Annotated in this window: 11 protein-coding genes; 6 read left to right on the top strand and 5 right to left on the bottom strand. The window is 49.1% G+C overall.

The window, feature by feature from the left end:
- Positions 1-245 precede the first annotated feature (245 nt).
- From OLMES_RS28140 to OLMES_RS24620, 4 genes are all read left to right on the top strand, one after another.
- Positions 246-410: a hypothetical protein gene (locus OLMES_RS28140; RefSeq protein ID WP_157678563.1), complete on the top strand. Its 165-nt coding sequence runs from the start codon at positions 246-248 to the stop codon at positions 408-410.
- On the top strand, positions 403-1,785 hold the full coding sequence (locus tag OLMES_RS24630) for a cytochrome ubiquinol oxidase subunit I (protein ID WP_087463691.1): 1,383 nt from the start codon (positions 403-405) through the stop codon (positions 1,783-1,785). The genes OLMES_RS28140 and OLMES_RS24630 overlap by 8 nt, the downstream gene beginning before the upstream one ends.
- A 2-nt stretch (positions 1,786-1,787) precedes the next feature.
- Complete coding sequence (locus OLMES_RS24625; protein WP_087463690.1) at positions 1,788-2,789, top strand: cytochrome d ubiquinol oxidase subunit II; 1,002 nt, start codon at positions 1,788-1,790, stop codon at positions 2,787-2,789.
- A 221-nt stretch (positions 2,790-3,010) separates the two neighbouring features.
- Positions 3,011-3,805 carry a PEP-CTERM/exosortase system-associated acyltransferase gene (locus OLMES_RS24620; protein WP_087463689.1) on the top strand — a complete coding sequence of 265 codons (795 nt, stop codon included), beginning with the start codon at positions 3,011-3,013 and terminating at the stop codon, positions 3,803-3,805.
- A 124-nt stretch (positions 3,806-3,929) separates the two neighbouring features.
- On the opposite strand, the gene OLMES_RS24615 is transcribed toward OLMES_RS24620, so the two are convergent.
- Positions 3,930-4,508: a DUF998 domain-containing protein gene (locus OLMES_RS24615; protein ID WP_087463688.1), complete on the bottom strand. Its 579-nt coding sequence runs from the start codon at positions 4,506-4,508 to the stop codon at positions 3,930-3,932.
- A 188-nt stretch (positions 4,509-4,696) separates the two neighbouring features.
- Here OLMES_RS24615 and OLMES_RS24610 point away from each other — a divergent pair, with 188 nt between their 5' ends.
- On the top strand, positions 4,697-5,314 hold the full coding sequence (locus OLMES_RS24610) for a hypothetical protein (protein ID WP_087463687.1): 618 nt from the start codon (positions 4,697-4,699) through the stop codon (positions 5,312-5,314).
- 14 nt (positions 5,315-5,328) lie between these two features.
- Positions 5,329-5,871 (top strand): DUF924 family protein, encoded by a 543-nt coding sequence (locus tag OLMES_RS24605; RefSeq protein ID WP_087463686.1) that lies wholly within the window; start codon positions 5,329-5,331, stop codon positions 5,869-5,871.
- A gap of 75 nt (positions 5,872-5,946) precedes the next feature.
- Here OLMES_RS24605 and OLMES_RS24600 read toward each other — a convergent pair whose 3' ends face one another.
- From OLMES_RS24600 to OLMES_RS24585, 4 genes are all read right to left on the bottom strand, one after another.
- Positions 5,947-7,839, bottom strand: a complete 1,893-nt coding sequence (locus tag OLMES_RS24600; protein WP_087463685.1) for a PAS domain S-box protein — start codon at positions 7,837-7,839, stop codon at positions 5,947-5,949.
- A gap of 118 nt (positions 7,840-7,957) precedes the next feature.
- Complete coding sequence (locus tag OLMES_RS24595) at positions 7,958-10,747, bottom strand: response regulator (RefSeq protein ID WP_087463684.1); 2,790 nt, start codon at positions 10,745-10,747, stop codon at positions 7,958-7,960.
- Between the two features lie 3 nt (positions 10,748-10,750).
- On the bottom strand, positions 10,751-11,716 hold the full coding sequence (locus OLMES_RS24590; RefSeq protein ID WP_087463683.1) for an ABC transporter substrate-binding protein: 966 nt from the start codon (positions 11,714-11,716) through the stop codon (positions 10,751-10,753).
- 72 nt (positions 11,717-11,788) lie between these two features.
- Complete coding sequence (locus OLMES_RS24585; RefSeq protein ID WP_087463682.1) at positions 11,789-12,634, bottom strand: substrate-binding periplasmic protein; 846 nt, start codon at positions 12,632-12,634, stop codon at positions 11,789-11,791.
- Between the last annotated feature and the right edge of the window lie 60 nt (positions 12,635-12,694).

The raw sequence follows: 12,694 nt of genomic DNA, 5'->3' as shown, positions 1-12,694 counted from the left end.
GTATCTGTTGGTTTCCAATTGGTCTGCCAATGAAGTTAGCAGCTGCCAACAATGTTTACAGTATTTGATTGATTTTTGTCAACTAAGTTGTCTATTTAGTTTCAGGATTTATGCCGGATTGCTCTAAATCAATAACTTATCATGATATTTGTGGTTGGCCTGCGAATTGCTCTACTGCTGTGAGCGCGGCCTTTTCATCGCTCAATGTTGTGGCCGTAGCAAAAATTACCGGATAGGAGACGATAATGGCGACGTGGATGTTGGATGTTGTAGCTTTGGTGTTTGTGTTGTTCCTGGCGCTGACCATCGTAAATTTGCCCAGGTTAACAGGTTATTCTGCTGCCGGTTGGCAGCCTCCGGGGAAGCACCGCGCCGAGCCGGACGCTTTAGAGGACGCGCCTTATGTTTGATGTGGCTTTGCTTTCACGTATTCAGTTCGCGTTTACCATTAGTTACCATATTATCTTTCCCACCATCACAATTGGGTTGTCTGCCTATCTGGTCTACATGGAAGCCCGGTGGTTGAAAACCGGAAAGTCAGTCTATATGGAGCAAATTCGCTTCTGGCAAAAGCCTTTTGCACTAACGTTCGGTATGGGCGTGGTATCGGGGGTTGTACTTTCTTACGAATTTGGTACCAACTTCAGCCGCTTTTCCGAAATTGTTGGGCCCGTGTTAAGCCCGTTGTTATCCTATGAGGTGCTAACTGCGTTTTTTCTGGAAGCCGGTTTTCTCGGGATTATGCTCTTTGGCTGGAAGCGGGTCAGCCCCAAAGTACATTTTATGGCGACCTGTATCGTATGTATTGGCACCATGATTTCAGCGTTCTGGATTCTTGCTGCCAACTCCTGGATGCACACGCCGGCGGGATATGAAATTGTTGATGGCCAGTTTCGACCGACTGACTGGTTTGCGGTTATTTTCAATCCCTCATTTCCGTATCGTTACACCCATATGGTGTTAGCCAGCTTTATCTCGGCTTCACTTTTGGTGGCGGGGGTAAATGCATACTATTTGTTGCGTCGGCGTCATATTGAATTTGCCCGGGCGGGGTTTTCTGTCGCGATGTGGGTACTGGTGATTCTGGCACCGTTGCAGGTTGTTGTGGGTGACTTACATGGCCTGAACGTAGCGAAACACCAGCCGGTTAAGCTGGCGGCAATGGAAGCGATCTGGGAAACCGAACAGGGTGCAGGATTCAGGGTTTTTGCCTTGCCTGATATGACCCAGGAGACCAACCATTACGAAATCGAGATTCCGTACGCTGCCAGTCTCATTTTGACCCACAAAATTGATGGCGAAATTGCAGGCCTGGACCAGGTCCCTGCCGATCAGCGTCCACCTGTACCGGTGGTCTTTTTCAGTTTTCGTATAATGCTCGCTCTGGGTGGTTTGATGTTACTGTTGGGCATGTTGGGAGCCTGGCACCGCTATCGGGGTACGTTGTATGACTCTGTGGTCTTGCATCGCTTTGCATTGCTCATGATCCCCGCAGGTGTGATCGCGACGCTGGCGGGGTGGTATGTGGTTGAAGTCGGTCGTCAGCCCTGGCTGGTGCAGGGGCTGGTGCGCACTGTTGATGTGGTATCACCCCTACCTGCCTCTCAAGTGCTATTGACGTTCTCGCTTTTCGTGACCGTTTATTCCCTGCTGTTTGTGGTGTATTTGATGTTTATGCGAAAGTTGGTAATGAAAGGGCCGGGTTCAGCTGGACGTGAGCCTGGTTCCCAATCGGATGCTGAAGCCTTACCGGCAATGCTCAATCCCGCGCAACAGGAGGTGTAACGATGGATCTGGCACTGGTTTATCTGCTTTTGATGGCAGTGGGTATTTTGTTTTATGTGTTGCTGGATGGATTCTCCCTCGGTGTTGGTATTGTCTCCCCGTGGCTCAGTAAAGGGGAAGAAAAGGCGCTTGCACTGAAAAGTCTGTCCCACTTGTGGGACAGCAATCAAACATGGCTGGTATTCGGTGGTGTTGTACTCTTTGTTGCTTTCCCCCGGGTGTATGCTGCCTGGTTATCGACCTTGTATTTACCTGTTATTTTAATGTTGATTGCTTTGATCTTTCGTGGTGTTGCTTTCGAGTTTTATTTCAAGGCAACAACCAGCCGTAAATGGTGGGATTTGAGCTTCACTATTGGCTCGAGTCTCGCGGCGTTATGTCAGGGCATAATTGTCGGGGCGGTAGTGGAGCATATTTACCTTCCGGAACAGAGCACTGGAGACTATTGGTTATCACCCTTCTCCGTTCTGACTGGATTGGCTCTGGTGTCCGGGTACGGGCTCTTGGGGGCGTGCTGGTTAATCAGGAAGTGCGATAATACTGCGCAGCAAAAAATGCGTTGGCTGGCCCAACGGGCGTTGTTCTTGACGCTGATCGGTTTGGCCGGGGTATGTTTCTGGGTGCTGTTTGATTTTGACGCCATTGCGGCCCGATGGCTGTCTCCTGCCGTAGGTCCGTGGTTATTGCCGGTACCGATCCTGACACTGTTCGTGTCCTATCGGTTGTGGCGGGCGATTCGCATGCCGTCCCGCAACTTGAGTCAGGACCTGGTGCCTCTGGGGTGGGCGATGTTGTTGTTTGTTTGTGCATTTATCGGCTTGGGAGCGGGCCTGTTCCCGTATATTGGGCCAGAACGCTTAACCTTTTGGGAGGCTGTGGCACCCGACGCGTCCTTAACGTTCTCTTTGTTTGGCATTGTCTTGTTTTTGCCGATGGTGATTGCCTACAACATTTATAATTACCGCGTATTCAGTGGCAAGACTTCGTTGCAGGACGGTTATTGAGTTGCAGCACGGTGAGTTAAGAATGTGTTACTGAATGCAAATTTGCGGGCTGAATCTCATTCTGAATGCGTGCTTTGCAGCTCATCGTTTCTCAGCCACCGTTTATCGCTGAGTGGTTCAATGGATACACTGATCACTTTTACGCTTAACTGGTCGTTAAAGCTTTTTACCCGGTTTCATGGTGATCCTGTGAAACCGGGACTATTGAGGAATCAGTGATCATGAACGAGTCAATCCCGCTCTCGGGCGTGTTAAACGGGTCTCCCGTGCTGGAAGGGTTTCAAGATTGTTTCAGTGTGGTATACGCGGACTCACTGGCGTTGAAGCGTGAAGCCTACCAACTTCGGCACCAGGTCTATGCCCAGGAGCTGGCGATGGAGTCCAGTCACAAGCATGGCATGGACATCGATGCATTTGATCGCTATTCCCAGCATATTCTCCTCAAGCATCGGCAATCGGATCGTTTTGTGGCCTGTATTCGGCTGGTTATTCCCGAGCCGGGGCGTAATCAGAACAAACTTCCCATTGAGCAATTTGGTGTCAACGATGAGTGGCTTTCGTCATTTAAAATTGAAGATTTAACCCGGGGAGCTTATGGTGAAATTTCAAGGTTAGCCATTCCAACCCGGATTGATCGAATGATTCAGGACTACCTCGGGTCAGGCCAACCCAAAGTAGATTCCGCCCGACTTTTTCCTCAGATCACGATTGCGCTGTATCTATCTGCGATTGGATTGGCCAATATACTTCTGCAAGAACATGTTTTTTGTGCCTTACCGCCGATGCTCTACAAAAAACTAAGGGCGCACGGGGTGATGTTTCAGCAAATCAGTCACACGGTGGAAATGCAGGGTACCAAGGCGGTGTATCACCTGGATCTGACCAAGCCTAATATTCTCGCCAAGCCCCTGTTTTCATTTTATGATCAGATCCGTGCTGACTTGAGCTCACAGTTGCAGCTTTATCCAACCGTTGAGGAAGCGGAAGAAACGGTTGTCGCTCAACAGCGTGCGTGACTATACTGGCTGAATGTGACGCCACCGGGAACCATAAAGTTGTATCGCATGAAAGCCGGTCATTGGGGGTTCCATTTCTGATCCAGCCACAGGTTCCGATTTTTGCCGTGTATCGGTTTCAGGATTAATAAAAACTCATTGCTAAAAACCAGATAAATATACAGCCTTCTGCGATTCGCTGAATAATGCCTCGTATGGGGCGCAGAGATTGTGTGGCCATACCGAAAAACGCGAGCAGTATGATGATACCCAGCAGCATTGACAGCGTATGCTGTACTCTGGAGTAAGGCGCGAGTTCAAGGTAGGAGAACCATAAAAAGCCGCCAACTGCGCCAATATACTCGAAAGTCCCCCCCAGATTATGGATTCTGTTGCTGATTGTCCCCCAGATTGGTGAGCCCTTGTCACATGGAAAAAAGGTTGCGACAAAATATCCTGTGCCGGTTAGTGAAATCAGTATGGAAACGGTTTCGAGCAGTGGGTTTTGTACGTATAAACAGTAAGCCAGCCCCCAGAGCAATAACGCCTGGGGTAAAAAAAAGAAAACTCTGACAGCAGGCCCCTGAGGTGCGTTTCGTTCTGCCAATTCACTGATGGTTTTGGATTTGAATGAATAGTCTGGCGTTTTCCGCGCAAACAATATCTGTGCATTGATTTGCAATAGTATGCTGGTTACGGTGAGGCAGATCAGGATTAGGTTCATCGCGCGTGATTTTGTCGGTATGGCCCGGCTGGGCTTCAACCGCCGAATTGTGTTGGCCGTGTAATTTGGGGTTTATGTGCTTGGTTCAGTCTTGGCGATTCGCCGCCAAAAGTAAATAAAAGAACGCTGTGCAATCGACAGTAAAAACATTACTATTCACGGATTCTTAAAAGAGGTAGGAGTGCCTCATGGCCGGTGTATGGGTTCAACGGCGAAAATTTTCAGTTCTGTTGTGCGTTGGAATGTGTGTGTTGGTGTGCGTTGTTTTATTGTGTGCACCGGGAACACGGCTGTATGCACAGGAACAGGTTGAGACGATCCAGAAGAGCGAAACGATAAAATGGGTCGAGACACCTGTATTGAATGGTAAAGCGACGATTCGCATACCTTCTTTGCTATCGGTTATGCCCAAAGCAATGTTGAGTGAAAAGTACCCGGGCATAGAGGCTCCAGTGGAGGCCTATTCCGATTTTTCCGGCAGTGTGAGTATTGCTTTAAGCTTCACCGATAATCAAGTTTCCGAGCAGAATATACCGCAGGCAAAAATTGCATTTTCAAGACTGTTTCGCCAGCTTTATCCCTCGGCAGATTGGATACGCGATGAAATCATCGAACAAAATGGTCGTCAATACATTGTGCTGGAAATGATCACACCCGCAAAAGACGCTAAAATTCATAATCTGATGTATGGTATTTCCCTGGAAGGACGATTACTTATGGTGTCGTTCAATACAACGCTGGATCTGGCTGATACCTGGTTGCGTTTGGGCGAGCAAAGTATGCAATCATTACAATTTGTTGAGTGATAGTTGAGGTAAGAATGATGGACTATAGAGATGTGTTACGTTTCTGGTTTACAGAATTAGCGCCTCAACAGTGGTGGACCAAAAGTGTCCATCTCGATCGAATGATTCGTGACCGGTTTGCAGTACTACATCAACAGGCTGCATCCGGAGAGTGCGACGCATGGCGCAGCTGTCCTGAAGGCGCGCTGGCGGAAGTCATTGTTCTGGATCAGTTTTCCCGCAATATGTACCGTGATGACCCGCGATCATTTGCTTTTGATGGTATGGCTTTGACACTGGCTCAGCACGCTGTGGAGAAAGGCTATCATCACCACTTGAGTGTCAGGCAGTTACCGTTCCTGTTCTTGCCGTACATGCATAGCGAGTCATTGAAGGTGCATGAGCAAGCGCTTGTTTTGTTTTCTGTTGCGGGCCTCGAAGATAACTACGAATTCGAGTTGAAGCACAAAGCGATTATTGAGCGATTTGGACGTTATCCCCACCGGAACGCACTGCTGGGGCGTGGTTCAAGTGATGCGGAATCGCTTTTTCTGACGCAACCCGGCTCCTCGTTTTAGGGGTCTTAGTGTTAAACGCCAGACATGTACCGGTCAGGCCTGTTTTTATACCGGTCAGGCCTGTTTTTATACCGGTCAGGCCTGTTTTTGACCGGCTGATCCAGGGTTTTGGCGATGTAGTGATTGATTAATGTTATCCATCATCGGCTCCAGGTGGGACTCCAGTTGCTCGATGAGACGCTCCTGTTCTTCCCGGTGTGCTTGCTTGTAGTGACTTTCTTTCAATTCCCCGGCGAGTTCACTGATTTTATCCGCACCAATTTCGGCAGCATCCTCATGTAACGCGGCGAGCTCATGGGCGACCTCGGGAAGCGCTTCCCGGAAAAAGGCTTCTCTTGTTTTGTCCAGTGTTGCTTTGTGACGATGGATAAAGTTTTCCAGTTTTTGGGCAAAACGGCGGTCTGAAGTAATTTGATCAGCGACTGAGTTTATCGCTTGTTGGGCTGAGCCGTAGGACTCGTTTGCAAGTAACGGTTCCGTTTCCGGCAATAGCTCCAGTTCGTCTTTGGTGTCAGTAATATCCTGACTGATTCCTCTAAATCCAATGCAATGTCCTTCTGTGGAGAACATCGGGCGGACATTGATCTTTTCCCAGCGCCAGTGGTTATGATGTCCTTTACAGCGTAGTTCGATTGCTATCTTACGTTTTTTAGGGATCGCTTTCTCAAGGGCCTGCCGGAATGAATTGCTGTCTTCCTCATGCAGCATATCCAGGAATGATGACCCTATCATGGCCGTGGGTGGAAATCCGGTGAATTGCACGATCTGTTTTGATACGTAGGTGAAATGGTGGTTGGTATCCAGCTCCCAGAAATAGTCATCACTGATGCGTATAAAGTCGTGCAGACGATCCTGGCTTTCTCGGAGTGCGTTCTCGAATGTCCCTTTCTCTATCATCTTGTTGCTCAGCGCTTTGTTGCTTTGTTCCAGCTGCCAACAGCGGTCATTGGATTCTTCATGCAGGCGCTCGGCCAGGCTTTGCGTAATCCGGACAATGACGTATACCGCAATCGTGCAAAGTAAACTCGCCACGAATAACCAAATAGGCAAACGATTCTGGTATTTCTGGATGAACGCGGGCGTGGCCACATTCACCAATGTCCATTCATGATCGGCGAAGGGAAGTACGACCGTTTTGTGTTCGAGGGGAGAGTCGAGTCCGGAAAATATTTCAGCAGGTGGCCAATGGTAAAGCGGAATCTTGTTGTGGTCTTCATTATCGTAAACCTCAAATGGCACAGCTTGGGCCAGGTTTGATTGCGTAGCCTGTTCGATGAATCGTTTTACGTTGAGCTCCAGAGAGAGTAGACCCCGGAGCTGATTCTGGCTGGTATCTGCTTGGAATACGGGTAAGAAGAGCCGGATCAGGTCTGTCGGGTGATCCTCAGCGAAGGCGAGATAGCGTCGGGTAGATGTGATCATATTGCGGTCTATGGCACTTCTAATCGCATCCCGCCACTGTGCTTCGCGAATTAAGTCAAAACCGGGTGGATGTTGCAGTGGAAGGTGCTTGTGTCGGTGTTGGTACTCAATGGGTAAGTGAAAGGCAATACCGCTGGACTCGGAGTCACTCAGTGTCAGCTGGGTGGTCTTGGCCTGGGTTTGCTGGAGTCGCCGTTCAAATGAATCTAGAGATCCGGATTTGATTTTGGGGGCCCACTCAATCGATTCGATTTCAGGAAAAAAGGCGAGCAATATCTCGGCTTGATTCTTGAAGGCCGCAGGCGATAGATTCCCGGAGTGCTCAATCTGGCTGCGTAAGGTTTGCAACGATGCCAGACGTGATGAGGTGCGATCCGTGAGTGCCAATGCTCGCTGCTGCGTGACCAGACGCATCTCAGTGTAAGCTTGTTGTCGTTGGGATTGGTCGACAAACCAATAGATCAAAATCGAAACGACCAAGCCTATCAAGATGACGCACAAGCGGAAAAGGCGCAGCGTTTTAGTTTGTTTTACCAGATCATTCATTGCCAACTCAGTAATTCGGACGCGTAGTGTCCTCTAAATCTAGCTGAAAACCTGACTTTGGAAAAGTGCACGCTCGCAGCGGCGTGATTTTTCGTTATTCTGGTTTATCGGGTACCCATTAGGCTGGTCCAGAATCCAAGTTAGAGTCAGCAAGTGGGGGAGGGCTTTGGCCAGATCGGGGACGTTGACTCAACAGCGCCTCGTATAACTGGTCTGCGACCAAGGGTTTGGTCAGATAAATATCCATACCGGCTGCAAGGCAGATTTCCTTGTCGCCTTTGAGCGCATGTGCGGTCAGGGCAATGATTGGTATGTGTTGATTAGTTTCGCGTTCTCGGGCCCGAATTTCCCGGGTTGCTGTGAGCCCGTCCATCACAGGCATCTGAACATCCATCAAAATGACGTCAAACTGATTACTATCGGACAGTTCTAACGCATCCCGACCATTGTCAACGAGGGTGACCTTGTGTCCCCACTCTTCGAGTAAATCTTCGATGAGGGTCTGGTTGACCAGGTTGTCTTCTGCAACCAGTATATTCAATACCTGAATTGGCCCGTTGTCGGCAGCGTCACAGGACTCAGAGACTGCTGCGGGGACCGATACGGACAGGGCTTTAATCATCAAGGTACATAAATCTGATTGTGATGCCGGTTTTTTTAAAAAATAGAGCTGGTTTGTCTGCTCCAGAGCCTTGAATGCGGCCAGGTTTTCATCTTCATAAGATGAAGGTAATTGCACAATAATCGGTCCTGAATGAGAGGCCTGCAGTCGACTGCCATATTCGGGGTTCTGATGCAGAACCTGCCAGTCGAGGATAAGCAGTTTATAGGGGCTCTTGTCCTGATTCGCCAGATTGATTTTTTCCAGTGCTTCTTCTGGAAAAGGAGTACTGTCTGCGCGACCTTTCTGGTAGTGAATAACCCGGTACAGCCAGTTGCGGTTTATCAAACTTGGGTCGAGTATCAATATGGGTTGGAGTTGCAAATTAAAATCCGGGCGCACATCACTTTTCAGTTTCGCTTCATACCGTTCGGAGTCTGGAACCAGAACGGGGACGCGCGCAGTGATTGACGTGCCGGAATCGAGTTCACTGCGAATATGCAGATGCCCGCCCATCAGACTGACAAGTTGATTGACGATAGTCAGTCCAAGCCCTGCCCCGCCATACTGACGCGTTGCGCTTGAATCCAATTGATTGAAGGGCGCCAGTATTTTGGACTGCAGTTTGGGCTCGATGCCGATTCCTGTGTCAGAAACCGTAAGCAGCAGGTAAAACGTTTTATTCGGAGCCGGAATACTGTCTGAACCAAAATTCACTTCGACTGAAACTTCGCCCGACGGCGTAAATTTAATGGCATTGCCTAAAAGGTTGAATAGAATTTGCCCTAACCGGGTTGCATCTGCAGTGATGTATTTCGGGAGCTCGGGGTTAATACACATTTGCAGGTTCAAGTGTTTTTTATGGGCACTGGGCCCGAATCCTTTTGTGACGGTTTCAATGCATTTCTCGAGATCCAGAATATCCGGGCGCAGCTGCATTTGTCCGGCTTCGATTTTGGACAAATCGAGTATGTCGTTTAAGAGCGTGAGCAATGTCTGTGCCGAGCTCGTAACCAGGGTAAGGTATTCCTGCTGTCGTTCGTTCAGCGGTGTTTTCTTCAGCAGTTCAATGATGCCCAGCACGCCATTCATCGGGGTTCGGATTTCATGGCTCATATTGGCTAAAAATGCGCTTTTCGCATCATTTGCTGCAGTAGCCAGTCGAACGGACTCCCGAAGCCGGATTTCCAGTCTGCGTTGCGCGCTGATTTCGAGATTGCCGCCAATGATTTTGATCGCGGAGCCTGAAACCCGCTCGAATGTTGCCATGGACTTAATGTATTTGATCCGTTCATCCGGCATCACAACACGAAACTCGACTTCCCAATTTTCCTGGGTTTCCAGTGCTTTTTTAAACGATGTCTCTGCCGCCATGACATCTTCCGGATGCAGTCGGGATAACCAGTAGCCATACAAATCCTCGCTCGACATTTCTGCTTCGGGGGTTTCGTACAGACGGTGCATATGGGTGTCCCAAGTAAGCCGGTTTGTGCGCAAATCCAACTCCCATATGCCGAGTCCTGAAGCTTTTGCCGCCAGCTCCAGACGCTCTTTGGAGTCGATCAGCTGGTTTTGTACTTTATCGATCTGATCCGCCATGTGGTTAAATTGCTGGAACGCATCATCAAATTCGGTTTTGTTTTTGACGGGTAGACGGGCGCTGTTATCGCCTTCGCTGAAACGTTGGGAAACCTGAGCGAGTTGACCTGTTTTACTGAGAATGAGATATCCCAGGGCGCAGACGGCGATGAGAATGGCTGAGAAAAATGCCCCCAGCACGCTGAGCAGACGGTTTATCAAGGCTTCGTTGGAAATTGCATGCTGATCAACCAATGACGTGCTGATGCGTTTGACTTGCTCTGAGAGTAGTTTGGTTTCATTTTGCAGCTGTTGGTACAAAACGACTTGTACATGTGCCGGTAGCGCACTGCCTCTGGTATTAATTTGTTGCACTCGTCCCGCAAAACGGGTCAGTGTGGTAAAGCTATTGCGTACATTGCTGACCAGGTTAGTGTTTAGCTTTTTGCTGACCTTTGCGAAACCAGGGTGCTCAACCAGTCGATCCAGCTGTTTTTTTACAGATTGAATATTCGCTTGCCATTGTTGTGCTGCCCGGGCGCTGCCATTAACCAGGTCACCTGCAAGCGTGTTTAGATTGGCGACCTGGTCGTTCAGGTCATAGCTTAGAATGATACTTTCCTGCGTCTTTTGAAAGGTTCGTTGCGCATCATTCAGGGTTGTCGCGATGATCACCGACACCAACAACGATAGCAATGCCAGTATCACGATAATGAATTTAATTTTCATGGTTTATTTGTAGATACTTACCCTTGATGGAGCGATTTCCAGTAGTGGTGTGGTATCAATCGCATCAAGCAGCTTGATTGACTGGTTTCTAGTTTGGCCAAAGATTTGTGACCAGTGAAGCTGGCTTTCAATTGTGGCAACTAATGACTGATCCAGACGAACCGTAAAATCGTAGTAGGGCCAGATTCGATTTAAAACAGGCGTATCGGACTGCAGGCGTTTCGCGACAATCTGTTTGGCTTTCTCTGAATCTTTACGGATAAACGCTTCCGCTTTCAGCAATGCTTTCAGGAGCGCCGGTACTGTTTTCGTGCTGGGAGAGGGTCGCTTCGACACGAGGTTAAAGGTTAGCGAGTAGGCATTGACATCATGGAGCAGAGTGGCGTTTGACTTCAGTTTCAATATGGTTGCTGTCAGCCACGGTTCCCACGTGGATATGGCATCAACTTGTTGGGATTCCAGAGCTTGGGTCATTTTTTCCGGTTGGACATTGACCTGATCAACGTCGCTGGGCTCAAGGCCTGCCAGGAGCAGAAACATATCCAGGAAATAATGACTTGAGGTGCCCTTGGTCATACCAATCCGTTTGCCTTTCAAGTCAGTTGGATTGTTAACGTTGGCCAATGTGTTTACGATCAAACCGGAATCACGGGAGGAGGAAACAAAAGTCGCATAAATGTTGATCGCTTTTCCTGATTTCAGCGTATTCATGATGACCATGTCGGAAGATGTGCCAAAGTCGGCTCGTCCTGCAATCACATCCTGCATGGATCGATGCCCACCATTGACTGAAGTCAGGGTGATATCCAGGCCCTCATCAGCGAAGTAGCCTAGTGCATCTGCAACGAATATCGGCGCTGAGAGTGGCGTTTTGGAGACTGAGATAACAAGTGATTCCGAGCCATACAAGCGCAGACTGAACAGGGTTATCATTAGTATCAGCCACAACCGGGTAAGCTTCCTCATCATCGTTCTCCATACGCAAGGCAATGGCTAAAGTTTAGCACTGAATTTTTGAACTGTTACTGTGAATGGGATCTTTCAGTCATTAAGCCAGTCTCCAACGCCGTATGGCTCAAGTAACCGAGCCAGTTTGCCTGAGGCACGCAGTTTAGTGATTTCTGTGTCCCACTGGTTGGCGTGTTGCTGAGCATCGGGTATGTTTCGGTTGAAACCGATGTAGCCCGGAACCCGCTCATTGCAGCCAGCGGATTTGAACTCTGCCAGGCGTCCCGTCTGCAACAGGTGATAGCGGACGATGTTGTAGTCTTCAGCGAACGCATCGACCCGTCCCGCCACGAGCATGCGTAGCCGAACATTCAGATTGTCTTGTCCTGCAATCCAGAGGATGCGCTGTTTGTCGTTTTTATTGTGCGCAATATAGTCTGCAAATTCTGGATGGTTGCCGCCGTAGCCGAAATCCTGCACCAGTAAAAGTTTGATTGACCGGAGCGAGGCAATGCCCTGATACGTCCAGGGGTGATGTCGCTTGGTGAAAAAGCACCCGCGGTAAACTGTTGCGGGGAGTTTGGGGTAAAGCAGGTCTGGTGCGGTTATTTTCACAATACCCAGTATTGCATTGAATTGTCCTTCCTGGGTCTGACGTACCGCCCGGCTCCAGGGCAGGAACGCATATTCTATTCGGTAGTCTGTGCCGTAAACGGCATCAACGAGATCAACCATAAATCCTTTACGGATTTTGTCCAGGCACCCACTGTAAGGACAGTAGACATCCCCGGCAACACGCAATGTCGGTTTGCGGCGCATCGGTTCAAGTTCACTGTCTGAAGTAGTGTCCATACTCAATGAACTGATCGCAACCGGTAGCTCTCCTGCCTGGGTGGGTACCTCCCATATTCCCCAGCCACACAGCATCACACAAAGCATGCACCACAACCTGTTGATGCGGCAGTGCAGGCTTCATGCAAAAATACCGCGCTGTAAACT

Source organism: Oleiphilus messinensis, from assembly GCF_002162375.1.
GTDB classification, from domain to species: Bacteria; Pseudomonadota; Gammaproteobacteria; order Pseudomonadales; family Oleiphilaceae; genus Oleiphilus; species Oleiphilus messinensis.
Note: the sequence above shows the minus strand (reverse complement) of the source record. Positions and strands in the feature narration are given on the sequence as shown.